This is a genomic window from Micromonospora sp. SD19 (genome assembly GCF_054462275.1).
Genome location: NZ_JBTLMN010000002.1, coordinates 768,080 through 791,015, shown reverse-complemented (window position 1 = coordinate 791,015; position 22,936 = coordinate 768,080). Strand labels below are relative to the sequence as shown.

Annotated in this window: 24 protein-coding genes; 23 read left to right on the top strand and 1 reads right to left on the bottom strand. The window is 73.2% G+C overall.

Features of this window, described 5'->3' with window-relative positions; genetic code table 11:
• The first annotated feature begins 207 nt into the window (after window positions 1–207).
• From ACX27O_RS10780 to ACX27O_RS10730, 11 genes are all read left to right on the top strand, one after another.
• Window positions 208–546 carry a TcmI family type II polyketide cyclase gene (locus ACX27O_RS10780; protein ID WP_279516156.1) on the top strand — a complete coding sequence of 113 codons (339 nt, stop codon included), beginning with the start codon at window positions 208–210 and terminating at the stop codon, window positions 544–546.
• Window positions 543–2,297: an acetyl-CoA carboxylase carboxyltransferase subunit alpha gene (locus tag ACX27O_RS10775; protein WP_210865949.1), complete on the top strand. Its 1,755-nt coding sequence runs from the start codon at window positions 543–545 to the stop codon at window positions 2,295–2,297. The genes ACX27O_RS10780 and ACX27O_RS10775 overlap by 4 nt, the downstream gene beginning before the upstream one ends.
• Window positions 2,294–2,827: an acetyl-CoA carboxylase biotin carboxyl carrier protein gene (gene accB, locus ACX27O_RS10770; protein WP_210865950.1), complete on the top strand. Its 534-nt coding sequence runs from the start codon at window positions 2,294–2,296 to the stop codon at window positions 2,825–2,827. The genes ACX27O_RS10775 and accB overlap by 4 nt, the downstream gene beginning before the upstream one ends.
• 19 nt (window positions 2,828–2,846) lie before the next feature.
• Window positions 2,847–4,277 carry an acetyl-CoA carboxylase biotin carboxylase subunit gene (locus ACX27O_RS10765; protein ID WP_210865951.1) on the top strand — a complete coding sequence of 477 codons (1,431 nt, stop codon included), beginning with the start codon at window positions 2,847–2,849 and terminating at the stop codon, window positions 4,275–4,277.
• The gene (locus ACX27O_RS10760) at window positions 4,274–5,026 is read left to right on the top strand and encodes an SRPBCC family protein (RefSeq protein WP_210862849.1); all 753 of its coding nucleotides are present in this window, start codon (window positions 4,274–4,276) and stop codon (window positions 5,024–5,026) included. The genes ACX27O_RS10765 and ACX27O_RS10760 overlap by 4 nt, the downstream gene beginning before the upstream one ends.
• Window positions 5,019–5,423: a cupin domain-containing protein gene (locus tag ACX27O_RS10755; protein WP_030332975.1), complete on the top strand. Its 405-nt coding sequence runs from the start codon at window positions 5,019–5,021 to the stop codon at window positions 5,421–5,423. The genes ACX27O_RS10760 and ACX27O_RS10755 overlap by 8 nt, the downstream gene beginning before the upstream one ends.
• A complete protein-coding gene (locus ACX27O_RS10750) occupies window positions 5,420–6,694 on the top strand; it encodes a beta-ketoacyl-[acyl-carrier-protein] synthase family protein (protein ID WP_030332977.1) in 1,275 nt (424 codons plus the stop codon). The genes ACX27O_RS10755 and ACX27O_RS10750 overlap by 4 nt, the downstream gene beginning before the upstream one ends.
• Window positions 6,691–7,938 carry a beta-ketoacyl synthase N-terminal-like domain-containing protein gene (locus ACX27O_RS10745; protein WP_458939362.1) on the top strand — a complete coding sequence of 416 codons (1,248 nt, stop codon included), beginning with the start codon at window positions 6,691–6,693 and terminating at the stop codon, window positions 7,936–7,938. Before ACX27O_RS10750 ends, ACX27O_RS10745 begins: the two co-directional genes overlap by 4 nt.
• The gene (locus ACX27O_RS10740; protein ID WP_210865953.1) at window positions 7,935–8,252 is read left to right on the top strand and encodes an antibiotic biosynthesis monooxygenase family protein; all 318 of its coding nucleotides are present in this window, start codon (window positions 7,935–7,937) and stop codon (window positions 8,250–8,252) included. The genes ACX27O_RS10745 and ACX27O_RS10740 overlap by 4 nt, the downstream gene beginning before the upstream one ends.
• A 63-nt stretch (window positions 8,253–8,315) precedes the next feature.
• Complete coding sequence (locus ACX27O_RS10735) at window positions 8,316–9,221, top strand: M55 family metallopeptidase (protein WP_458939361.1); 906 nt, start codon at window positions 8,316–8,318, stop codon at window positions 9,219–9,221.
• A 380-nt stretch (window positions 9,222–9,601) separates the two neighbouring features.
• Window positions 9,602–10,951 (top strand): class I adenylate-forming enzyme family protein, encoded by a 1,350-nt coding sequence (locus ACX27O_RS10730; protein ID WP_458939360.1) that lies wholly within the window; start codon window positions 9,602–9,604, stop codon window positions 10,949–10,951.
• On the opposite strand, the gene ACX27O_RS10725 is transcribed toward ACX27O_RS10730, so the two are convergent.
• Window positions 10,879–11,565, bottom strand: a complete 687-nt coding sequence (locus tag ACX27O_RS10725) for a 4'-phosphopantetheinyl transferase family protein (protein WP_030332986.1) — start codon at window positions 11,563–11,565, stop codon at window positions 10,879–10,881. The two genes, ACX27O_RS10730 and ACX27O_RS10725, sit on opposite strands and share 73 nt — an antisense overlap.
• A gap of 15 nt (window positions 11,566–11,580) precedes the next feature.
• Between ACX27O_RS10725 and ACX27O_RS10720 the strand changes: the two genes are divergently transcribed.
• The 12 genes from ACX27O_RS10720 to ACX27O_RS10665 all read left to right on the top strand — a co-directional run bounded on the left by ACX27O_RS10720 (window position 11,581) and on the right by ACX27O_RS10665 (window position 22,829).
• Window positions 11,581–11,847, top strand: coding sequence for an acyl carrier protein (locus tag ACX27O_RS10720; protein WP_030332988.1), 267 nt, complete (start codon window positions 11,581–11,583; stop codon window positions 11,845–11,847).
• Window positions 11,847–12,092 carry an acyl carrier protein gene (locus ACX27O_RS10715; RefSeq protein WP_210860253.1) on the top strand — a complete coding sequence of 82 codons (246 nt, stop codon included), beginning with the start codon at window positions 11,847–11,849 and terminating at the stop codon, window positions 12,090–12,092. The genes ACX27O_RS10720 and ACX27O_RS10715 overlap by 1 nt, the downstream gene beginning before the upstream one ends.
• On the top strand, window positions 12,085–13,191 hold the full coding sequence (locus ACX27O_RS10710; protein ID WP_458939358.1) for a beta-ketoacyl-[acyl-carrier-protein] synthase family protein: 1,107 nt from the start codon (window positions 12,085–12,087) through the stop codon (window positions 13,189–13,191). The genes ACX27O_RS10715 and ACX27O_RS10710 overlap by 8 nt, the downstream gene beginning before the upstream one ends.
• Before the next feature lie 167 nt (window positions 13,192–13,358).
• On the top strand, window positions 13,359–13,805 hold the full coding sequence (locus ACX27O_RS10705; RefSeq protein WP_051708548.1) for a beta-ketoacyl synthase chain length factor: 447 nt from the start codon (window positions 13,359–13,361) through the stop codon (window positions 13,803–13,805).
• The gene (locus tag ACX27O_RS10700) at window positions 13,802–15,418 is read left to right on the top strand and encodes a class I adenylate-forming enzyme family protein (protein WP_030332996.1); all 1,617 of its coding nucleotides are present in this window, start codon (window positions 13,802–13,804) and stop codon (window positions 15,416–15,418) included. The genes ACX27O_RS10705 and ACX27O_RS10700 overlap by 4 nt, the downstream gene beginning before the upstream one ends.
• A complete protein-coding gene (locus ACX27O_RS10695; RefSeq protein WP_458939357.1) occupies window positions 15,415–16,653 on the top strand; it encodes a beta-ketoacyl-[acyl-carrier-protein] synthase family protein in 1,239 nt (412 codons plus the stop codon). Before ACX27O_RS10700 ends, ACX27O_RS10695 begins: the two co-directional genes overlap by 4 nt.
• 72 nt (window positions 16,654–16,725) lie before the next feature.
• A complete protein-coding gene (gene hppD / locus ACX27O_RS10690) occupies window positions 16,726–17,817 on the top strand; it encodes a 4-hydroxyphenylpyruvate dioxygenase (RefSeq protein WP_036411597.1) in 1,092 nt (363 codons plus the stop codon).
• Complete coding sequence (locus tag ACX27O_RS10685; protein WP_030333001.1) at window positions 17,814–18,743, top strand: phytanoyl-CoA dioxygenase family protein; 930 nt, start codon at window positions 17,814–17,816, stop codon at window positions 18,741–18,743. The genes hppD and ACX27O_RS10685 overlap by 4 nt, the downstream gene beginning before the upstream one ends.
• 1 nt (window position 18,744) lies before the next feature.
• A complete protein-coding gene (locus ACX27O_RS10680) occupies window positions 18,745–19,536 on the top strand; it encodes a DUF3050 domain-containing protein (RefSeq protein WP_030333003.1) in 792 nt (263 codons plus the stop codon).
• Window positions 19,533–20,504, top strand: a complete 972-nt coding sequence (locus ACX27O_RS10675) for a thiamine pyrophosphate-dependent dehydrogenase E1 component subunit alpha (protein ID WP_030333005.1) — start codon at window positions 19,533–19,535, stop codon at window positions 20,502–20,504. The genes ACX27O_RS10680 and ACX27O_RS10675 overlap by 4 nt, the downstream gene beginning before the upstream one ends.
• Before the next feature lies 1 nt (window position 20,505).
• Window positions 20,506–21,474, top strand: coding sequence for an alpha-ketoacid dehydrogenase subunit beta (locus ACX27O_RS10670; RefSeq protein ID WP_358128657.1), 969 nt, complete (start codon window positions 20,506–20,508; stop codon window positions 21,472–21,474).
• Entirely contained in the window at window positions 21,471–22,829 is a 1,359-nt protein-coding gene (locus ACX27O_RS10665; RefSeq protein ID WP_030333009.1) for an ATP-grasp domain-containing protein, read from the top strand. The genes ACX27O_RS10670 and ACX27O_RS10665 overlap by 4 nt, the downstream gene beginning before the upstream one ends.
• Window positions 22,830–22,936 lie beyond the last annotated feature (107 nt).

Genomic DNA, 22,936 nt, shown 5'->3' with positions numbered 1-22,936 from the left:
TCTGAACTGCACAAACATTGGCGGGCTACGCGTGGCGGACACATAGCTGATGCACAGGTTGCGTCAACGCAGCGTCACCGTCATGCGTCGATGGCCGGCCCGGCGCGGTGACGCCGCCGTGACGAGGATCGGCGCATCGTGTCGGCAGTCGTCCAGCGCGTCCGGGGCCACCCGTCGCCGGCCGGACGCTGTGGGGGGAGGCCCAGCATGGACCGATCGCTGATCATCGCGAAGGTCGATCCGACCGCCGAGGAGCGGGTCGCCGAGATCTTCGCCGAGTCGGACAGTACGGAACTGCCGCGCCTGGTCGGCGTCCGGCACCGTTCGCTGTACCGACTGCACGACCTCTATGTGCACCTGCTCGAGACCGCGCAGCCGACGGAGGGTGCGGTGGAGGCCGCCCGTGGCCACCCCGAGTTCATCAGGGTCAGTGACCGGTTGCGTCCGTACGTGTCGCCGTACCTGCCGACGTGGCGCTCACCGCGCGACGCGATGGCCCGGTGCTTCTACCGGTTCGACGCCCCGGACACCGGGCGGCGGTCGTGACGGCCACCGCGCCGCGCGACGAGCAGCTCTGGTCCCGATGCGCCGGCTGCGCCAGCCTGCTCTACCGCAAACGGCTGCGGCGCAACCTCGACGTCTGCCCCGAGTGCGGGGAGCACGCCCGACTCGGCGCGCCGGAACGCCTGCGCCAACTGGTCGACCCGGGCTCGCTGCGCCCGCTGCCCGACCAGCTGCCGGAGGCCGACCCCATCGACTTCGTCGACGTGCTGCCGTACCGGCACCGGCTCACCGGCGCCCGGGCCAGCACCGGCCTGGCCGAGGGGGTCGTCTGTGCCACGGCCACCATCGGTGGGCACCCGGTGGCCCTGGCGGTGATGGACTTCCGCTTCCTCGGCGGCAGCCTGGGGTGCGCGGTGGGCGAGCTGATCACCCGGGCGGCCGAACGGGCGCTGGACGATCGCATCCCACTCGTCCTGGTCACCGCCTCCGGTGGGGCGCGGATGCAGGAGGGTGCGCTGTCGTTGATGCAGATGGCCTCCGTCAGCCAGGCCATCGCCGCGCTGCGCGAGGCGGGGCTGCTCACCGTGAGCGTCCTCACCGACCCGACCTACGGCGGGGTGGCCGCCTCGTTCGCCACCAACACCGATCTGGTGCTCGCCGAGAGCGGCGCGCGGATGGGCTTCGCCGGCCCCCGGGTGATCCGCCAGACCACCGGGCGGGCCCTGCCGGAGGGCTTCCAGACGGCCGACTTCCTGCTGCGACACGGCCAGGTCGACATGGTGGTGCAGCGCCGGTCGCTGCGCGGACGGCTGGTGGCGCTGCTCGCCGCGACCCGCGCCGGGCGTCCGGCGCGCACGCCCGTACCCCGGCAGGAGCTGGCGTCGCGCCACGAGCGCCTCGCCGACGACGGCGCGGCCCACCCGCGGCCGGCGGGCCCGCCCGTCGCCACCCCGACCCCCGCCGACCCCCCGGCGGTACGCGACGCGTGGGACACCGTCCGGATGGCCCGGCACCCCGGACGACCCACCACACTCGATTACCTGGACTCCGTCTTCGACGGGTTCGTGGAGCTGCACGGCGATCGGCTCGGCGCGGACTGCCCGGCCATCGTGGGTGGGGTGGCGCGGCTGGCCGGTCGGCACGTGATGGTCATCGGCCACCAGAAGGGGCACACCACCGCCGAGCTGGTCGCCCGCAACTTCGGCATGGCCAGCCCGGCCGGGCACCGCAAGGCGCTGCGGCTGATGCGCCTCGCGGCCCGGCTCGGTCTGCCGGTGGTCACCCTGGTGGACACCCCCGGGGCCGACCCCGGGGTGAGCGCCGAGGAGCAGGGCCAGGCCGCCGCCATCGCCGAGAACATCCTCACCCTCACCGTGCTGCCCACCCCCGTGCTCGCGGTGATCACCGGGGAGGGCGGCAGTGGCGGCGCGCTGGCACTGGCGGTGGCCGACCGGGTCCTGATGCTGGAGAACGCCGTCTACTCGGTGATCAGCCCCGAGGGGTGTGCGGCGATCCTCTGGCCGGACCGGTCCGCGGCGCCGCAGGCCGCCCGCGCGTTGCGACTGACCGCACCCGACCTGTGCCGGCTCGGGGTGGTCGACGAGGTCGTGTCGGAGCCGCCGACCGCCGCTCACGACGACCCGGCGGAGACCGCCCACCGGTTGCGCGCCGCCCTGCTGGCCAACCTCCTGCCGTTGCTGGACGTGCCCCCCGCCATGCTGGTCCGCCTGCGCCGGCAACGCTTCCGGCGGTTCGGCGCGTACCGCACCGGTGCCCGGGCGGTTCGGCGATGAGCGCCAGGGAGCCGGCGGTGTCGACTGTCGAGGCGTCCGACGACGTCGGGGCGGACGGCGAGGAGGCGCTGGCCGGGCTGCGCCGGCAGGCGCAGCACCTGATCGCCGAGCTGGCCGGGCCGGTGCGCCGGATCCGGCTGCGCAGCGGGCCGGCGGTGCTGGAGGTCGAGTGGCATCCCGAAGACGTGCCCCGTGCGCAGGTGCCCGCGGTACCGGCCCAGGCGGCGGCACCGACGCCCGTGCCGGGGCCCGGCGCCCCGCCCGCGGTGATCCGGCCGCCGGTGCCGGGACGCGCCGCGGTGCGGGCCCCGATCGTCGGCACCTTCTACCGGTCGCCGGAGCCCGGCGCGCGGCCGTTCGTCGCGGTCGGCGATCTGGTCCGGCCCGGTCAGCCGGTCGCCATCGTCGAGGCGATGAAGTTGATGAACGAGGTGACCGCCGACCGGGCCGGCCGGGTGGCAGCGATCCTCGTCGAGGACGGCCAGCCGGTCGAGTACGACCAGCCGCTCGTCGAACTGGACCCGGCATGACGACGCGGGGTGGTTGACCATGTTCGAGACCGTGCTGATCGCCAACCGGGGCGAGATCGCGCTGCGGGTGCTGCGCGCCTGCAAGGAACTCGGCGTGCGAACGGCGGTGGTCTACTCCGCGGCCGACGTCGACTCGCCGGCGGTCCGCCTCGCCGACCAGGCCGTCCGCATCGGACCCGCGTCGAGTCGGCGCAGCTACCTCAACGCCGCCGCCATCGTGGAGGCGGCCCGGCAGGTGGGCGCGCAGGCGGTGCACCCCGGCTACGGGTTCCTCTCCGAGGACGCCGACTTCGCCGAGATCTGCGCCGACAACGGGCTGACGTTCATCGGACCGCCGCCGGCGGTGATGACCGCGCTGGCCGACAAGTCCTCGGCCCGGGCCCTGATGAGCCGCGCCGGCCTGCCGCTGTCGCCGGGCAGCGTCGCGCCGGTGCCGACCGCCGCCGCGGCGGCCGAGGTGGCCGAGGCCGTCGGCTACCCGGTGATCGTGAAGGCCGCCGCCGGTGGCGGGGGCCGTGGGATGACAGTGGTGCGCACCCCGGGTGAGCTGCGCCGGGCGTACGCCCGCACGAGGGCCGCCGCGCAGGCCGCCTTCGGCGACGACCGGGTGTACGTCGAGCGGTACCTCACCGAGGCGCGCCACGTCGAGGTGCAGGTGCTCTGCGACGCCCACGGCAATGGCGTGCACCTGGGCACCCGGGACTGCTCGGTGCAACGGCGTCACCAGAAACTGGTCGAGGAGGCGCCCGCCCCGGCGCTGCCCGCCGCCGTCCTCGACACCATCGCCGAGACCGCACTGCGGGGTGCGCTCCAGGTCGGCTTCGTCGGCGCCGGCACGCTGGAGTTCCTGGTCGACACCGAGGAGAAGTTCCACTTCCTGGAGATCAACTGCCGGATCCAGGTGGAACATCCGGTCACCGAGATGGTCACCGGAATCGACCTGGTGCACGAGCAACTGCACATCGCCGCCGGGGTGCCGCTGCGCTGGCGTCAGGAGGAGATCCGCCTGCACGGCGTCGCGGTGGAGTGCCGGGTCAACACCGAGGACCCCGGACGCGACTTCGCCCCCACCCCCGGGCGGTTGGAGCGGTTCACGCCACCCGGCGGCCCGTTCACCAGGGTGGACACCCACGCCAGCGCCGGCTACCTGGTCGGCCCCTGGTACGACTCCCTGCTCGCCAAGGTGATCGTCTGGGCGCCCGACCGGGAGTTGGCCCTCAACCGGCTGGAACGTGCCCTGGACGAGTTCGATGTCGCCGGCCCGGGCGTGCACACCACCATCCCGTTCGTCCGGCGGGTGCTCGACGACGCCGCATTCCGCAAGGGCCGCTACACCACCGGCCTGGTCGACCGTCTGCTCGCCAAGCCGACAGGCCAGCCGACGGCCACCCCCGCACCGCGCACCGCGCCCGCCGCAGATCCCGACGCAACACACAGGAGGACCCGATGACCGTCACCCATGGTCGCCCGATGACCGCCGAGATCACCGACATCCTGGTGGCGCACTGCGGGCTGGACGCCGACGCCGCGGCCCGGGCGCCCGCGGCGTCCCTGGAGGAGCTGGGCATGGACTCACTCGCCCTGCTGGAGCTGTCCGCCGTGGTCGCCGACCGCTGGCAGGTGAGCATCCCCGAGCAGGCCGGGCAGTTGAGCATCCCGGCGGTCGCCGACCTGGTCGCCCGCCGCACCGACCCGCCCGGGCACACCGAGAACAGCGTGGTCATCGACGCGCCCCTCGGGCTGGTCTGGGAGGTCACCAACGACGTGGCGAACTGGACCGAGCTGTTCACCGAGTACGCCGTGGTGGACATCCTGCACCGTGAGGGTCACACGGTGCGGTTCCGGCTCACCATGTACCCCGACGAGAACGGGACGACCTGGAGCTGGGTCAGTGAACGCACCGCCGACCCGGTGAGCAGGCAGGTCCGGGCGCACCGGGTGGAGACCGGGCCGTTCGAGTACATGCGCATCCACTGGCGCTACACCGAGGAGGCCGGTGGCACCCGGATGACCTGGACGCAGGACTTCGCGATGAAGCCCACCGCGCCGGTCGACAACGCCGCGATGACCGAACGGATCAACACCAACAGCGTGATCCAACTCGCGGTGATCAAGGACCGGGTGGAGCGGATCGCCCGGCAGCGCGCCGACCAGGGCGTTTCGGTGGGCGACGGGTCGACGGAGGCCGACGATGAGTGACCTGAGCACCCGCCCGATCGCCGCCCGGGACGTCCCCGCCGACCGTCGGCGCGGCGGTGAGCTGCGGGTGCTGCTCGGCCCCCGCACCGTCGGCAGCACCTCGGGCTTCCTCGGGGTGGCCACCCTCGCGCCGGGGGAGCGGATCGCCGAGCACTACCACCCGTACAGCGAGGAGTTCCTCTACCTGGTGCGCGGCGCGATCACGGTGGACCTGGACGACCAACCGACGTTGCTGGCCGCCGGTGAAGGGCTGTTCGTTCCGGTCAATGTGCGGCACCGGCTGCGCAACACCGGCGTCGAACCGGCCGAGGTGGTCTTCCACCTGGGCCCGCTCGCCCCCCGCCCAGAGCTGGGCCACGTCGACACCGAACTGGTCGAACAGCGGGGCGGATCATGACTGGGCGCCGCACGGTGGTGACCGGGATCGGGGTGGTCGCCCCGGGCGGCGCCAGCCGGGACCGCTTCTGGAAGACCATCACCGAGGGGCGGACCGCCACCCGGCGGATCAGTTTCTTCGACCCGTCGGCGTTCCGGTCGCAGATCGCGGCGGAGTGCGACTTCGACCCGGTAGCGGCGGGGCTCAGCGAGACCGAGCGACGCCGGGCCGACCGGTACGTGCAGTTCGCGCTGGCCTGCTCCGCCGAGGCGGTGGCCGACGCCCAACTGGTGCTCACCGACGCGGAACGCGACCGGGCCGGGGTGGTGCTGGGCACCGCGGTGGGCGGCACGATGGCGTTGGAGCAGGAGTACGTCACAGTGAGCGAGCACGGCCGGCGCTGGCTGGTGGACGGGGCGCGCGGTGGCCCGTACCTCTATCAGGCGTTGGTGCCCAGCAGCCTCGCGGCGGACGTGGCCTGCCGGCACGGGTGGCACGGCCCGGCGCAGGTGGTGTCCACCGGTTGCACCTCCGGCATCGACGCCATCGGGTACGCCCATCAGATGATCGTGGACGGTGAGGCGGACGTGATGCTGGCCGGCGCGTCCGACTCGCCGATCTCGCCGGTCACCGTCGCCTCGTTCGACGCGATCAAGGCGACCAGCCCGGACAACGACGACCCGGCGCACGCCTCGCGCCCGTTCGACGCCGACCGGCACGGGTTCGTGCTGGCCGAGGGTGGGGCGGTGCTGGTGCTGGAGGAGGCCGGGCACGCCCGGCGGCGGGGGGCGCACATCTACTGCGAGGTGGCCGGCTACGCGAGCCGCAGCAACGGCTTCCACATGACCGGGCTGCGCCCGGACGGGTTGGAGATGGGCCTCGCCGTCACCGACGCGCTGCGGCAGGGTCGGATCCTGCCCGAGCAGGTCTCCTACATCAGCGCGCACGGCTCGGGCACCCGGCAGAACGACCGGCACGAGACGGCCGCGTTCAAGCGGGCGCTGGGCCAGGCCGCGTACCGGGTGCCGATCAGCTCGATCAAGTCGATGGTCGGGCACTCGCTCGGCGCGATCGGGTCGATCGAGATGGCCGCGTGCGCCCTCGCCATCGAGTTCGGTGTGGTGCCCCCGACGGCGAACTGGAGCACCCGGGACCCGGAGTGCGACCTGGACTACGTACCCAACGAGGCCCGGGAGGTCCCGGTGGACGTGGCCCTCTCGGTAGGCAGCGGGTTCGGCGGTTTCCAGTCGGCGATGGTGTTCCGTCGGATGGTCGGCGCGGTGGCGGCGTGACGTCCCGGGCGGTGGTGACCGGCATCGGGGTGGTCGCGCCCAGCGGCATCGGCGCGGACTCGCACTGGCGTACGGTGCTCGCCGGAACCCGCCGGACCGGGCCGATCACCCTGTTCGACCCGTCCGGCTACCCGACCCGCTTCGGTGGGGAGGTGCCCGGGTTCACCGCCGACTCGTACGCCGACAGCCGGCAGCTGGTGCAGACCGACAGGTGGACCCACCTCGGGTTCGCCGCCACCCGGCTGGCGTTGGCCGACGCGGGCCTGCCCGACCGGGCCCCGGACCCGTACGGCTACGCGGTGACCCTGGCCAGCTCGTCCGGCGGCAACCTGTTCGGTCAGCGGGAGCTGCAGCGCCTGTGGGGCGGCACGTCACGCACGGTCGGGGCGTACCAGTCGATCGCCTGGTTCTACGCGGCCAGCGTCGGGCAGCTCTCCATCCACCACCAGTTCAAGGGCCCGAGCGGGGTGCTGGTCGCCGAGTCGGCCGGTGGGCTGGACAGCCTGGCGCACGCCGCCCGTGCGGTACGCCGGGGCACCCCGGTGGTGATCGCCGGGGCCACCGAATGCCCGTTGAGCCCGTACGCGCTGGCCTGCCAGCTGCGCTCGGGGCTGCTCAGCGACGTCGCGGACCCGGAGCGGGCGTACCGGCCGTTCGACGCCACGGCCAGCGGCTATTTGCCGGCCGAGGGCGGAGCGGTGTTCGTGGTGGAGGAGCTGGGGCACGCCCTGGCCCGGGGTGCCCGGGTCTACGGCGAGGTGAGCGGGTGGGGGTCCACCCACGACGCCGCGCACACCACCGCCGACAGTGCCGGCAACCCGGCCCAGTACGCGCGCGCCATGCGCCTGGCCCTCGACCGGGCGGGTGTCGCCGCGGCCGGCATCGACGTGGTGCTGCCCGACGCGCTCGGGGTGCCCCGCTACGACCGCAGCGAGGCCGAGGCCCTGCGGGCCGTGTTCGCCGACCGGCCGCCGCCGGTGACCACCCATAAACCGCTGACCGGTCGGGCGTACCAGGGCGGTTCGGCGTTGGACGTGGCCACCGCGCTGCTCGCCTTCGCCCACGACACGCTGCCCGCGTCGGCCGGCCCGGACGAGGTGGCCGAGGGCTGCGAGCTGGACTTCCTCCGGGAGCACCGCCGGCCGCGCAGCCGGCTCGCGCTGGTGTGTGCGCGGGGCTTCGACGGATTCAACAGCGCGCTGGTCCTGCGCGGGGCCGCGCCGATGAGGGGAGAGCCGTCATGACCGAGCAGCGGGCCCGGGTGGTCTTCCTGGTACGGGTGCCGGTGCCGCGCACCGAGGCGTTCCTCGCCGCGTACGAACAGGTGCGGCACCTGGTCGCCGGTGGCGTGCCGGGGCACCTGGTCGACCAGGTGTGCCGTTCGTCGACCGACCCGGAGCAGTGGTTGATCACCAGTGAGTGGGCGACCCTGGCCGACTTCGAGAACTGGGAACGCAGCCCCGAACACCGGGACCTCGTCCGCCCGATGCGGGAGTGCTTCACCGACGCCCGTTCCCTGCGCTTCCACATCCACGCCCAAACCCCAGCCCTAACCTGACCGTCCGCGCCCCCACGGCTCGCCTCTCCGCGATCTTGCACTTGGTGTCGCGGCATAGGGGACATGCCACTCGTTTCGACAACCGAAAGTGCAAGATCGGCGCGGTGGGGCGGGGCGCGCGGGGGCGTAGGTTCGGGGTTTATGAAGGTGCTGGTCTCTGTGGACATGGAAGGCCTCTCGGGGGTTGTGCATCCCAGTGAGACGAACCCGGATCGGTACGACTATGAGCGCGGCCGGGCGTTGATGACGGCCGAGGCGAACGCGGCGATCGCCGGCGTTCTCGACGCTGAACCCGGCGCGGTGGTGTGGGTCGCCGACGCGCACGGAACGTTCCGGAACCTCCTGCCGGAGGACCTCGACCGGCGTGCCCACCTGGTGCGGGGCAGACCCCGCCCGCTGGGCATGCTCGCCGGGCTGGACGAGGGCACGGATGCCGTGCTGCTCATCGGCTATCACGCCCGGGCCGGTGCCGGGCCCGCCGTGCTGGCGCACACGATGAGCGACGCCATCCTCGACGTGCGAGTGGCCGGACGATCGCTGGGCGAGATCGGCCTCAACGTCGCCATGGCGGGGCACCTGGACGTGCCGGTGGTTCTGCTCAGCGGGGACGACACCGCCTGCGCGGAATTCAGTGAGCTGGTGCCCTCGGCGGTCACCGTCGCCGTCAAGCAGACAGTGGGCCAGGCCGCCGCGGTGGCGCTGCATCCGCAGGAGGCACGGGAGCGGCTGCGTCACGCCGCCGCCGACGCGATCGCCCGGCGCGCCTCGATTCCCCCGGTGGCGATGGCCGGGCCGTTGCACGTCGAGGTCGACCTCTACGGCCCGTACATGGTCGACCTCGCGGTGCTGGTGCCGGGTGTGGCCCGCGTCGGCGGCGGGCGGACGGTCGCCTTCCGCGCCGTTGACGTCGCCGAGGCCTACCGGCTCGTTCAGTTGCTGGTCCAACTCGCCAGCATCAAACCGGACTAGCGCGCGTACCCGCATCGCCGAGCGCGCCCACGGCGGCCGGGCAGCAGCCGGCGGGGCGCGACCCACCCTCGTCGGGCCAGCCGGCGACCGACGCCATCGGCCGTCCGGTTGAGGGCGCGCGACGGTTGTACGAGGCGTCATGCCTCGGTGACGCTGTGCCGGGTCACCCGCCCGATTCTGTCCGCCGAACGGGCTGTCGGCAATCCGGCTGGCCGCTGCTTTTGATCCATCCATTTGCATCTAGCAATGGCAATGGTGGCGTCGTATGGTTCCCCGCAGCACCCCGACAAGCGTACCTGATGGGCGGATTCGCCCTCTTTCATGCTGGGCGGTGAACGGCAGTGACGGCAGAAGATCCTACGGCGACAGACCCCGGCTGGGTGGACGAAGTCCTGTTCGCGGGCCGCCCGACCGACGTTTGTCTCCGACTGCCCGAGCCGATCGATCGGGCCACCCTGCACCGCCTGGTCACCGCCGCGCAGGACCGGCTCACCGCCGCCGGACTGCGCCCCGGTGGCGCCGCCGCGCTGCGTCTGCCCCCGTCCCTGGCGTACGTGGTCAACCTGTTGGCCACCTGGCGGGCCGGGGGTCAGGCGATCCTGCTCGACCACCGGCTCACCGACCACGAGGTGGACCGCGCGCTGCTCCGGTTGACCCCGCAGGTGGTGATCGCCCCGGTGCGCACCGGTGGCGGCGCGCTGAAGATCTTCGTCGACGTCACCGAGGGCGTCACCCGCTATGCCGACCGTCCGGCGGTCAGCGGTCACGCCGTGATCCAGCTCAGCTCCGGCTCCACCGGACCGTCCAAGGTGATCGGCCGCACCGCCGCCGACCTGGTCGCCGAGGTGCACCGCTACACCCGGATCGACGGGGTGGCGCTGCCCGGCGAGCGGATCATCCTGCTGCCCTCGATGGTGCACGTGCTCGGCCTGGTCGGTGGCCTGCTCTACGGGCTGCACGCCGGGGTCGAGCTGGTCCCGCCCCAACGCCTCAGCGGCGACGCCGTGCTGGCCGCCATCAGTGCCGGCACCACACCGGCCACCGTGCTGGGCGTGCCGTTCCACATCGGACTGCTCGCCTCCACCCGACCGGCCGGGCCCCTGCCGCAGCTGCGGCGGATGACCACCGGGGGTGAACTGGTGCCGGCCGCCGTCGCCCGGGCGTTCACCGACCGGTACGGGGTGCCCCTGGGCAACATGTACGGGATGACCGAGGTCGGGGTGATCGGCACCGACCTGCACGGCGCACACCGACCGTCGATCGCCCCCGCGCCCGGCATCGAGGTCCGGGAGCGCGGCGGTGAGCTGTGGGTGTCCTGCCCGGCGTCGCCGTACGTCGGGCTGAGCGACCCGACCCGCTGGGCCGACGGCTGGCTGCACACCCGCGACGCCGGCACCGTCGACGAGCACACCGGCCTGGTCACCGTGCGCGGTCGACTCGACTCGCAGGTCTCCGTGGGCGGGATGAAGGTCGACCTGACCGAGGTGGAGGCCACCGTCACCGAGCTGACCGGGGTGGCCGCCGCGGTGGTGGTCTGGGATGACGGCATCACCGCGTACGTCCAACCCGACGGCCCGCTGTCGGAGGAGACGCTGGACAAGCTCCTCGCCGAACGGTTGGCCGGCTACAAACGGCCCCGGACGCTGCACCTGCTCGATCAGTTGCCCCGCACCACCACCGGCAAGCTGGTCCGCTCGACCGACGCGCTGCGCTCGGCGGTCAGCCCGTGACCGGGCCCCTGCACCACCTCGACGTCGACCCGCGTGGCCGCGTACCCGGCGACCGCCAGGACCAGGCCCTCGCCCAGCGGCGGGTGACCGACCCGTACGGGCTCGACGCCGGGCACCAGCCGCAACGACAGCCCCGGCGTCGGCATCAACCGGCGCAGCCCGCCGTCGCGCAACCCCCGCCCGAGCGCCTTACCGACCGCTTCCTTCGCGGTCCACAACCGCAGGAAGTCCACCGTCCGGCCAGCCTCGGGCCGATCGCCCAACCAGGCCAGCTCGGCGGGCGGGAACCAGCGGTGGGCCAGCGCGAGCGCCGGCAGCGGGCGGATCCGTTCCACGTCCACCCCGACCGCGCCGCCCCGACGGGCGGCGACCACCACCAGCCCGGCGGTGCGGCTGACGCTGACCGCCAGCTCGACCGGTCCGGTCACCTCGTCGACCCGGACCACCGGCCGTCCCGCGCTGTCGTGCGTCAGCACCACGGCGGTCTCCGCGCGGCCGAGCAGCAGAGCACCCGCCCGCCGCAACAGCACAGCGGCCGGATCCGGCTGACCGCCGGTGTCCCGGCCGACCCACACGTAGGCGGTGTCCCGACCGGACACCGTCAGCTGGCCCACGCAGAGAGGGTATCCATGAGAGCCGAGGTCCGCGCCTTCGTCGTCGAGCAGCTCGCCGACATGAACTACGACGTCGAGGGGCTCGACGACGACACCACACTCGGCCCGTCCGGCGTCGACCTGGAATCTCTCGCCCTGGCCGACCTGTCCGTCCGAGTCGAGGACCGCTACGGCGTGACGTTCGCCGACGACGAGTCCGAGCAGCTGGCCCTGATGACTGTCGGCGAGTTCACCACAATGGTCGCCAAGCGTGTCGCCGAGGCCACGAGCGACCCGGTCTGATGAGCGGTCAGCCCGATCTGGGGCGAGCTGACCTGCTGAGCATGCTCGCCGAACTCACCGCGAAACCAGCCGCCGAGGTGTCCGACCGGATCGGCTCGATGGAGCTCGCCTGGCTGGTGCACCTCGTCGAGCAGCGCTACGAACGCCGACTCGACCTGGCCGACGACGAGCTGGCCGGCATCCGTACCGTCGACGACGCCCTGGCGGTGTTCCGGGCGTCGCTGACCGCCCCCACAGATGGTTGAGGCGCGCGTCGCCCAGCTCACCGGTGTGTACGCCGTCAGCGCCCTCGGTCGGGGCGCCGACGCGCAGCTTGCCGGCGTGCTGGCCGGTGTGCCGGCCTTCGGCCCGGTACGCCGGTTCGACACCGCCGCCCGTCGGGTCACCGTGGCGGCCACAGTGCCCGAGGTCGGCACGCTGCCCGACGAGCTGGCCGCCGCGATCGACGAGGCCTGCCGGGCGGCCGGCCTGGACCGCGAGGGCCGCACCGGGTGCGCCCTGCTGCTCGCCGTCCACGGCGGACCGGCCACCGGCCCGGCCCCGGCCGTGCTCGCCGGTCAGCTCGCCGCCCGATGTGGCCTTTCCGGGCGCACCCGGGTCTACACCAGCGCCTGCGTGTCGGCGAGCACGGCGGTGGCCGACGCCGCCGCTCAGATCACCCGCGGTGACGTCGAACGGGTGGTCGTCGCCGCCGGCTACCTGGTGGAGCCGGACCAGTTCGCGCTCTTCGACGCCGGTCGCGCCCTCGCGGTCGACGGGGCGGTCCGCCCGTTCAGCGCCGGCCGGCGGGGGCTGTTGCTCGGCGACGGCGTGGCCGCGGTCGTGCTGGAGTCGAGCAGCGGCCGACGACGCGGTGGCGCCGATCCGGTGGCCACCGTGGCCGGTTGGGGACGGGCCGGTGACGCGTTCCACCCCTGCCAGCCGGAGCCCGGCGGCACCGGGCTGGCCCGCGCGGTCGGCGGCGCGCTGCGCCGGGCCGGGCTGGCACCGCAGGCCGTCGGTTACGTCAACGCCAACGCCACCGGCACCGCGCAGAGCGACGCCGCCGAGGCGGCCGCACTGCGCCGGGCCCTCGGCGGGCGCGCCACCGAGGTCCCGGTCAGCTCCACGAAGTCGGTGCACGGGCACGCGTTGGAGGCGTCCGGGCTGCTCGAACTGGTGGTCACCGCCCTCGCGCTGCGCCACGGTGAGCTGCCGGTCAACGCCGGCTGGCGGGGCCCCGACGAGGCGTGCCCACTCAACGTCATCACCACCGCTCCACGCCGCACGACGGCAACCCACGCCCTCACCCTCAACGCCGCCTTCGGTGGCGCCAACACCGCGCTCCTGGTCGGCGTCGGATGACCGCCGCCAACTCCCCGCGATCGTGCACTTTCTGTCCCGACGAATCCGACCAAGCGCCCGAAACGACGACCGAAACTTCAAGATCGCCGGGGGAGAGGGAGAGGGCGAGGGCGGGGGCGGGGGAGCGGGCGAGGGCCTGGTGGCCGGAGGTCGGGGACGAGGGCGGCGTGGCGGGGGTGCCGGGGTTCGTGCACTCGGACTTCGCGCCGGTGGTGGTGGCCGTCGCCGAGCGGTGCCTACGGCGGGGGTACGGCACCCAGCAGGTGCCACCCGAGGTGCGCACGGGGATCGTGCTGGTCAGCGCCAGCGGCGACCTGGCCAGCGCCCGACACGTACGGGCGACCGTCGAGGCCGGCGGGCGGGTCGGCCCGCTGTTCTTCTTCCAGTCCGTGCCCAACAGCGTCGCCGGGCACATCGCCGCCCGGTGGGGCCTGCGCGGTCCGGTGGTCTGTCTCAGCCCGACCGGCGACCCGTACACCGACGGTGTCGCCGAGGCCGACCTGCTACGCGACGACGGTGACGCCGACGAGGTGTTGCTGATCCTGATCGAACAGGCACCCGACGGGCCGACCGAGGCGGTCGCGGTGCTGCTGGGGGGAGGAGCACGACCATGAGGAAACGGGGACTGCGCGGCGCACTGGCCGCCGACACCGAACTGGGGGCGGGCAACGTCCTGGCCCGGGTGCTGGCGCACGGCGCCGACCCGGACGGGCCCGGCCTGACCTTCGACACCGCCGTCGACGGGCACCCCGCCGAGACGCCACTGACGCTGGGGCAGCTCGACGAACGGGTCGCCGCCCGCGCCGCCTGGCTGCACGAACACGGGGTACGCCCCCGCGACCCGGTCGCCGTCTGGGCCACCGCCGCCGCCGACATGGTGCTCAGCTTCCTGGCGCTGGCCCGCCTCGGCGCGATCCCGGCGCTGATGAACGGCAAGCTCCGCCCGGAGATCGCCGCCGAGTACATCCGCCGCCTGCGCGGCGTCGGGGTGTTGGCCGACGACGCGCACACCGCGCTGCTGGCCGGGCACGACCTGGGCGTGCCGCTGCTCGGCACCCCCGCGCAGGCCGGCACGGGCGACCCGGCCGCCGCGCCGGCGCACTACCGGCACCACCCGGACGACCCGATCGTCATCACCCACACCTCCGGGACGACCGGGGTGCCCAAGGCGGTGCTGCACTCACACGCCAGCCTCTTCGCGGCCACCCGGCACCTGCTCACCATGCCGCAGGCGCAGGGCACCACCCGGATCCTCAACGCGTTGCCCGCACCGCACACCGCGACGGTGCTGATGGTCAACCAGGCGCTGGGCAACCGCGCGCAGATGTTCCTGCTGTCCGAGCAGGGCGGCGAGCAGGTGCTGGACGCGATCCAACGCTGGCGCCCCGACGGGGTGTTCGGCTTCTCGGTCACCTGGGCGGAACTGGCCCGCTTCGACCTGTCCGGGTACGACCTGGACTCGGTGCGGCTGTGGTTCAACACCGGCGACGCCTCGCACGAGCCGCACATCCGCCGCCTCGTGGCGGTCGGTTGGCACGACACCGTCACCCGTGACGGGGTGGCGAAGGTGCCCGGGTCGGTCTTCATCGACGGGCTGGGTTCCAGCGAGATGGGGCACTCGATGTTCCACATCACCCACCGCGCCGACACCGACCGGTACGGCCGGTGCATCGGCCGCCCGTACCAGTTCGCCACAGTCGCGGTGCTCGACGCCGACGGTGAGCCGGTGCCGGTCGGCGAGGTGGGTTTCCTGGGCATCGACTCGCCGTCGCTGTTCCGGGGCTACTGGAACGACTCGGTCACCACCTACCGCTTCCGCCAGCGCGGCTGGTACCTCACCGGTGACCTGGTCCGCGCCGACGCCGACGGCCGCTACTACCACCTGGACCGGGCGGTGGACTCGGTCGACGCGGGTGACGGGCGGCGCTTCTACACGGCGCTGTCCGAGGAGCGGATCCTCGCCGCCTGCCCGGACGTCACCGACTGCACAGTGGTGATCGTCGCCGAGGCCGGGGTGGTGGTCACCGACGTGCTGCTGGAGTTGGCCGCCGGTGCGGACGAGGCGCAGGACCGCACCGAGCGGGTCCGCGCCGCCCTCGGTGCCGACGTCGGCGCCACCCTGCGCCGGGTCGTGCCGGTGCGCTCCGCCGACATCCCGGTAACCGTGACCGGCAAGGTCCGCAAGGTGGTCCTGCGGGAGCGCTACCTCACCGAGGCGCGTTCGTGACCGCGCTGATCACCGGGATGGGACTGTTCACCCCGGTCGGGCGGGGGGTCGAGGAGACCTTCGACGCCCTGACCACCGGCCGGTCCGGGCTGACCTGTCCGGCCGAGGGGCACCCGGCGCGGGAGTCGCTGGATGTCGCCGGCGTGCTGCCCGACATCGACCCGCGTACCGTCGCGTCCGGGCCGGAGGCCCGGGTCCTGGACCGGATCGTCGTGCTCGCCCTGATCGCCGCCGCCGACGCCCTCGCCGACGCCCGCATCGAGGTGGGTCGCGACGTCGATCCCGACCGGATCGGTGTGATCGTCGGCGGGGTCGGCGGGATGGCCACCCTGGAGTCGCAGGTGCTGGCACGCGCGGCCCGGGGTCGGGCGGCGGTCAGCCCGTACCTGCTCACCGGGATCCTGCCGAACATGCCGGCGGCGCGGATCGCCATCGCCCACGGCATCCGGGGTTACAGCTCGTCGGTCGGCACCGCCTGCGCCTCCGGCGCCCAGGCGATCGCCGACGGGGTCCGGCTCATCGCGACCGGGGAAGCCGACGTGGTGCTGTGCGGGGCCAGCGAGGCACCGCTGTTCCCGACCTTCGCCGACACCTTCGGCAACGCGCGGGCGTTGGCGCGCGCCGGCACCGACCCGGGCCGGGCGAGCCGACCGTTCGACACCTCCCGCAGCGGTTTCGTCCTGTCCGAGGGCGCTGCGCTGCTGGTGCTGGAGCGCGCCGAGCACGCCGCGGCGCGCGGCGTCACCGGGTACGCCGAGGTGGCCGGGCACGGCGCGACGACTGACGCGTACCACCCGACCGCCCCCCGACCGGACGGTGCCGGCGCGGCGGCGTGCATCCGCCGGGCCCTGCGCAGCGCCGGTGTGCCGGCGGCGGTGGTCGGTTACGTCAACGCGCACGGCACCGGCACGAAGCTCGGTGACATCGCGGAGACCACCGCACTGGCGGACGTCTTCGGCGTCGGGGGCGTGCCGGTCAGCTCCACCAAGGCGCTCACCGGTCACCTGCTCGGCGCCTCCGGGGTGGTGGAGGCGGCGGCCACCGCTGTGGCGCTCGGTCGGGGGCTGCTGCCGCCGACGTACCACCTCGACGACCCGGACCCGGCCTGCCCGGCGGACCACATCCGTGGCGCGCCCCGCAAGGCCGACCCGGAGTACGCGGTCACCAACTCGTTCGGGTTCGGCGGCCAGAACGTGAGCCTGGTGCTGGCGCGCGTCGCCGAGCCGAGGGGGTGATCGAGGCGGCATCCCGGGCGGGCGCGCCCGGACGGCAACGCGGGGGGAACTGTGTGGGAGGGGTTTCAGGGCATGGACATCAGTGGTATCGACCACATCGAACTCTACGTGGGGGACGCCCGGCAGGCGGCCTTCTACTTCAGCACCGCCGTCGGCTTCGAGATCTGTGGCCAGGGTGGCCCGGAGACCGGGCTGGAAGGGCAGCGTTCACTGCTGCTCTGCCACGGCGACATCCGACTGCTGCTCACCTCCGGTCTGAGCGCAGAGCATCCGGCGGCCCGGTACGTGCAGCGCCACGGTGACGGCATCGCTGTCGTCGCGGTCGGGGTCGACGACGTGTCGGCCGCGTACGCCGAGCTGGTGGGTCGGGGCGCGACCGGCGTGACGCCGCCGACCACCCGCACCGGCGCGGACGCCGAGGTGGTGATCGCCGAGGTGGACGGCTTCGCCGACGTGCGGCACCGGCTGGTGCAGCGCCGGGGCGACAAGGCTGAGTTCCTGCCCGGCGCCATCACCCCGGCGGCCTCGGCGAACGACAACCACCCGCCGGTGCTCGCCGAGATCGACCACCTGGCGGTCTGCGTGCCGCCCGGTCAGCTCGACGAGACGGTCCGACACTTCGAGGCGCTGTTCGACTTCGCGCAGATCTTCGAGGAGCACATCGAGGTCGACGGGCAGGGGATGAACTCCAAGGTGGTGCAGAGCCCGTCCGGGCGGGTCACCGTGGTCCTGCTCGAACCGGACCGCACCCGGCGGCCGGGGCAGATCGACGCGTTCCTCGACCAGCACGCCGGTGGGGGAGTGCAGCACCTGGGGTTGCGCACCGAGGACATCGTCGCCGCCGTGGAGGCGCTGGGCCGGCGCGGGGTGCGCTTCGCCGGCACCCCGGCCAGCTACTACGACGCCCTGGAGGCGCGGGTCGGCCGGGTGGACGCCCCGCTGGACCGACTGCGCGAGCTGGGTGTGCTTGTCGACTCCGACCACGACGGCCAGCTGTTGCAGATCTTCGCCGAGTCGATGCACGTGCGCCGCACGCTCTTCCTGGAGCTGATCGAGCGGCGCGGCGCGCGGGGCTTCGGCAGCGGCAACATCAAGGCGCTCTACGAGGCCAAGGAGCGGGAACTGGCCGCCGTGGCGGCCACCCCACAGGGGGTGGGGGCATGACCGCTACGGAGTACGAGCCCACGCTGACCGCCGAGGAGCGGGAGCTGCTGCCGTCCGACGATGACGTGCGGCACTACGCCGAGCACGGCTGGTACCTGTCGAAGAAGATCTTCACCGACGACGAGGTGGACGCCCTCGCCGCCGCGGCGGCGCGCTACTACGACGGTGAGCGGGACCGCCGGCTTCCGGTACGCCCACCGAAGCTCGCCTACTGGGACCCGTCCAGGGGGCCGGTGCAGCGGCACAACGACTACGTCCACCACGAGCACGACGGGCTCGGCGCGATCCTGCGCAAACCGTTGATCGGCGCGGTCGCCGCCCGGCTGGCCCAGGCCGACGAGATCCGGGTCTTCCAGTCCACCCTGATCTACAAGCCGCCGATCGACGGGGAGCCCAGCAACATCGTGCCCTGGCACTTCGACAAGCACTACTGGGCGTCCTCGTCGTCGGAGAAGATGCTCACCGCGTTCATCCCCTTCCACGACTGCGGGGAGGAGATGGGCACCATCACCATGGTCGACGGCTCGCACCGGTGGAAGGAGATCGGCGCGGACGACACGGTGGTGCGACACTTCGCCGACCGGGACCGCAGCCAGCTGGAGGAGATGCTGGCCGAGAACGCCGCGTACAACGGCGCGGAGATCCGCAAGATCCCGATGGTGATCCCCAAGGGACACGTGAGTTTCCACCACTGCCGCACCTACCACGGCAGCGGCCCCAATGTCAGCGGTCGCCCCCGACAGGCGATCTCGCTGCACCTGCAGGACGGCGACAACGCCTGGCGGGAGTACCCGCTCTCCGACGGCACGCTCGCCGCGTACAACCACGACGTGCTGGTCCGCCGCACCCACGACGGGCGGCCGGACTACGCGGACCCCGACTACTGCCCGGTCATCTGGCGCCACCGCGCCCAGCAGGGAGGCTGACATGTCACGATACGACTGGGGTAGGACGCACCCGGGCATCGAGCGGTTGGAGCGGGCGGTGACCGACCGCCGCGACGCCGTGGTCAAGCACCCGCTCTACACCAACCTCGACACCCACCAGGCGCTCGTCACCTTCATGGAGCACCACGTCTTCGCGGTCTGGGACTTCATGTCCCTGCTGAAGTCCTTGCAGCGGCAGCTGACCTGCGTCAGCGTGCCGTGGATCCCCACCGGCCCGACCGGCAGTCGTCGCCTCATCAACGACATCGTCATGGTCGAGGAGAGCGACGAGCTGGGCGGCGGCTACATCAGCCACTTCGAGCTGTACGTGCGGGGCATGGCCGAGGCGGGCGCGGACACCACGGCGGTGAACGCCCTCATCGAGCTGCTGCGCGCCGGTCGTCCGGTCACCGAGGCGCTCACCGAGGCGGGGGTGCCCGCCGCGTCGGCGAGGTTCGCGGCGACCACCTGGCAGATCATCGAGTCGACCCCGGTGCACTGTCAGGCGGCGGCCTTCGCGTTCGGCCGGGAGGACCTGATCCCGGACATGTTCACCCAGGTCGTCTCGGTCAACGAGGTCAGCAACCGGCTGCACACGTTCGTCGACTACCTGGAACGCCACATCGAGGTCGACGGCGAACAGCACACCCCGATGGCCATGCAGATGCTCGCCGACCTGTGCGGCGACGACGACAGCAAGTGGCAGGAGTGCGCCGACACCGTCAACACCGCGCTGGCCGCTCGGGCCCGGCTCTGGGACGACATCCTCGCCGCCATCAAGGGGCCGGCGTGACCGACGCCGACAGGGTCCGGCTCTACCGCACGGTCCGGCTGATCCGCCGGTTCGAGGAACGGGCGGTGGAGCTGGTCCACGGCGGGCAGATCGTCGGCGGCATCCACCCGTACCTCGGCCAGGAGGGGGTCGCCGCCGGCGTCTGCGCGGCGCTGGGTGCCGACGACGTGCTCGCCGGCACCCACCGGGGGCACGGGCACGTGCTGGCGCGCGGCGCCGACCCGGCCCGGATGCTCGCCGAGCTGTGCGGCCGGGTCACCGGCCTCAACGCCGGCCGGGGCGGTTCGATGCACGCCGCCGACCTGAGCATCGGCGTGCTCGGCGCCAACGCGATCGTCGGCGCCTCCGGGGCGATCATCACCGGCGCGGTCTGGGCCCGGCGACGGCAGGGCCACGACACCGTCGGGGTGAGCTTCTTCGGCGACGGCGCGGTCAACGAGGGGATGCTGCTGGAGGCGTTCAACCTGGCGGCGCTCTGGCGGGTGCCGGTGCTGTTCGTCTGCGAGAACAACGGCTACGCCACCACCATGCCGGTCGCCGGCGCGGTGGCCGGCAGCATCGCCGGCCGGGCCGCCGCGTTCGACATCCCGGCCGTCGAGGTCGACGGCCAGGACCCCGAGACGGTACGCGCCGCCGCGGCCGCCGCCGTCGACCGGATGCGCGCCGGCGGTGGCCCCGAGCTGATCGAGGCCCGGACCTACCGTTTCGACGCCCACCACACCTTCGAACACGCGGTACGCCTCGACTACCGGCCGCCGGACGAGGTGACCCGGGGCCGGGCCCGGGACCCGGTGGACATTCAGGGCTCACGGCTTGCCGACGCCGACCGGGCAGCAGTGAACGCCGAGGTCGAGGCGACAGTCGACGCGGCGGTGCGGTTCGCCCTGGACAGCCCCGAACCCGACCCGGCCGACGCGTTGGCCTACCTGTACGCCAGTGGCCTGACCGTACGCACCGGAGGTGGGTGAGGTGCCGCGACTGTCGTACCGGCGGGCGTTGACCCGGGCGCTCGCCGACGAGTTGGCCCACGACGAGGCGGTGTTCCTGCTCGGCGAGGACATCCAGGTCGGCGCGTCGCTGGTGACCACCGGGCTGGCCAAGCGGTTCGGGACCGAACGGGTCCGCGACACCCCGCTGTCCGAGCAGGCGTTCACCAGCTTCGCCACCGGGGCGGCGCTGGCCGGGCTGCGGCCGGTGATCGAGTTTCAGATCCCGTCGCTGCTGTTCCTCGTCTTCGAGCAGATCGTCAACCACGCGCACAAGTTCCCGCTGATGACCGGTGGGCAGTGCCGTGTCCCCGTCACCTACCTGGTGCCCGGCTCCGGCTCGCGGACCGGGTGGGCCGGGCAGCACTCCGACCACCCGTACAGCCTCTTCGCGCACGTCGGCGTGGTCACCGTCGTGCCGGCCACCCCGGCCGACGCGTACGGGTTGCTGGTCACCGCGATCCGTCACGACGACCCGGTGGTGGTGTTCGCGCCGGCCCCCGCGATGGACGTGCGCGACGACGTCGACGACCTGGCGCCGGTGCCGTTGGGCCGGGGCCGGATCCACCGCAACGGCTGCGACGTCACAGTGGTCGCGATCGGGCACCTGGTGCACGACGCGCTCGCGGTCGCCGAGGAGATGGCCGATCAGGTCTCGGTGGAGGTGTTCGACCCGCGCACCCTGTACCCGTTCGACATCGACGGTCTCATCGAGTCGGTCACCCGCACCGGGCGACTCGTGGTGTTCGACGACGGCAACCGTTCCTGCGGCATGGCCGCCGAGATCATCGCCTCGGTGGTGGAGCGGGTCCGGCTGCTCGCCCCGCCGCGCCGGGTCACCCGACCGGACGGGGCGGTGCTGCCGTTCGCCCCGGCGCTGGACCGCGCCGTGCAACCCGGCCGGGACCACCTCGTCACCGCCATCCACCTGACCGTGAAGGACTCATCATGATCGACCCGAACTATCAGTGGCCGGCGGTCGGCCGGGCCTGGGCCGAGCTGCCGGAGCCGGCCCGTCGGGCCATGGTGGCCAGTGGGGCGGCGGCCTGGGAGCAGGTCTTCCACGGCCGGGCCACCTACAACAAGCAGTGGCGGTTGGCCCGGCCCCCGGTGCTCACCGCGGACGCCTGGCGGGAGCTCAACGAGGTCTGCGACCGGTTGGCGCAGCTCATCCTCGACGCCTGCCGTCGTCGCGCCGGTACCGCCGGGGAGCTGCGCCGGCTGCTCGGCGTACCGGCCGGGGAGACCCGGTTGCTGGACGAGGCCGAGCCGCTGACCGAGGCACTGCTGGCCGCGTACCGACCGGATGTGATCTTCTCCGGCGGGGTGCCGAAGTTCGTCGAGTACAACATCGACAGCAGCCTCGGCGGCGGGTTCGACGCCGACACCGTCATCCAGCGGTACGCGCGCCTCTACCAGGACCAGGGCATCCTCGACGAGCTGCCGGTGCGGGCCGCCCCGTCCCTGCTGGACCAGCGGTTCGTGGCGATCCGCGACGAGCTGCGGCTGCCCGAGGGCGCCCGGGTGGCGCTGCTGATGGACTTCGACGCCGACTACCCCGGCCTGGACGACCCGCAGACGTTCATCCGGATCCTCGACCCCCTCGCCGTACGGGCCCGGGACTTCGGCATCGACCTGGTCATCGCCCCGGTCTCCACCGCCACGGTGGACGCCGATCACCGCCTGGTCGTCGACGGCGCGCCGGTCGACGCGCTGTTCCGGCTCTTCGTGCCCAACCGGGTCACTCCGACCGCCGGCCTGGACGCGGTGGCCCGGGCCCTCGCCGCCGGCACGCTACCGATGTTCGTGTCGGCGGCGGCCTGGCTGCTCGGCAACAAGGTCACCTTCGCCTGGCTGTGGGAGGACGTGGCCGGGCTGCCCGCCGACGACCAGGCGCTGATCCGCCGGCACGTGCCGTACACGGTGCCGTTGACCGCCGCGGTGCTCGACCGGGCCATCGCCGAGCAGGCCACCTTGGTGGCGAAGCCGGCCGACGGTTCGGCCGGGCACGGGGTGCTGCTCGGTCCGGAGCTGAGCGCGACGGACTGGGCCGACGGTGTGCGGGCCGCCGTCGGCCAGGGCGGCGCGATCCTTCAGGAGTACCTGCCGACCGACCGGGTGTCGATGGACTTCGTCCAGATCGAGACCGGTGAGACGGTCACCGCCGACGTCCCGTACTCCCTGGCCCCGTACCTGTTCGGCCGCAAGGCCTCCGGCGGCCTGGCGCGGGTCGGCTACCCCGGCTGCGACGGAGTCCTCAACCTCGCCCACGGCGTCCTCCTGACCGGAGTCCTCCTGAAAACCTGACCCCCCTCCTCCCGGTGATCAAGAGGTTTCGGTCACGACACGCCGGGCTCGGTGACCGAAACCTCTTGATCACCGGTGACGGGCGCGGGTCCGGGGCGGTGGGGGGA

Excerpts from the sequence above, each read along its gene's own strand:
- ACX27O_RS10780 (WP_279516156.1), top strand. The coding sequence starts at position 208 with ATGGACCGATCGCTGATCATCGCGAAGGTCGATCCGACCGCCGAGGAG.
- accB (WP_210865950.1), top strand. The coding sequence starts at position 2,294 with ATGAGCGCCAGGGAGCCGGCGGTGTCGACTGTCGAGGCGTCCGACGAC.
- ACX27O_RS10765 (WP_210865951.1), top strand. The coding sequence starts at position 2,847 with ATGTTCGAGACCGTGCTGATCGCCAACCGGGGCGAGATCGCGCTGCGG.
- ACX27O_RS10760 (WP_210862849.1), top strand. The coding sequence starts at position 4,274 with ATGACCGTCACCCATGGTCGCCCGATGACCGCCGAGATCACCGACATC.
- ACX27O_RS10755 (WP_030332975.1), top strand. The coding sequence starts at position 5,019 with ATGAGTGACCTGAGCACCCGCCCGATCGCCGCCCGGGACGTCCCCGCC.
- ACX27O_RS10750 (WP_030332977.1), top strand. The coding sequence starts at position 5,420 with ATGACTGGGCGCCGCACGGTGGTGACCGGGATCGGGGTGGTCGCCCCG.
- ACX27O_RS10740 (WP_210865953.1), top strand. The coding sequence starts at position 7,935 with ATGACCGAGCAGCGGGCCCGGGTGGTCTTCCTGGTACGGGTGCCGGTG.
- ACX27O_RS10735 (WP_458939361.1), top strand. The coding sequence starts at position 8,316 with ATGCCACTCGTTTCGACAACCGAAAGTGCAAGATCGGCGCGGTGGGGC.
- ACX27O_RS10720 (WP_030332988.1), top strand. The coding sequence starts at position 11,581 with ATGAGAGCCGAGGTCCGCGCCTTCGTCGTCGAGCAGCTCGCCGACATG.
- ACX27O_RS10715 (WP_210860253.1), top strand. The coding sequence starts at position 11,847 with ATGAGCGGTCAGCCCGATCTGGGGCGAGCTGACCTGCTGAGCATGCTC.
- ACX27O_RS10710 (WP_458939358.1), top strand. The coding sequence starts at position 12,085 with ATGGTTGAGGCGCGCGTCGCCCAGCTCACCGGTGTGTACGCCGTCAGC.
- ACX27O_RS10700 (WP_030332996.1), top strand. The coding sequence starts at position 13,802 with ATGAGGAAACGGGGACTGCGCGGCGCACTGGCCGCCGACACCGAACTG.
- hppD (WP_036411597.1), top strand. The coding sequence starts at position 16,726 with ATGGACATCAGTGGTATCGACCACATCGAACTCTACGTGGGGGACGCC.
- ACX27O_RS10685 (WP_030333001.1), top strand. The coding sequence starts at position 17,814 with ATGACCGCTACGGAGTACGAGCCCACGCTGACCGCCGAGGAGCGGGAG.
- ACX27O_RS10680 (WP_030333003.1), top strand. The coding sequence starts at position 18,745 with ATGTCACGATACGACTGGGGTAGGACGCACCCGGGCATCGAGCGGTTG.
- ACX27O_RS10665 (WP_030333009.1), top strand. The coding sequence starts at position 21,471 with ATGATCGACCCGAACTATCAGTGGCCGGCGGTCGGCCGGGCCTGGGCC.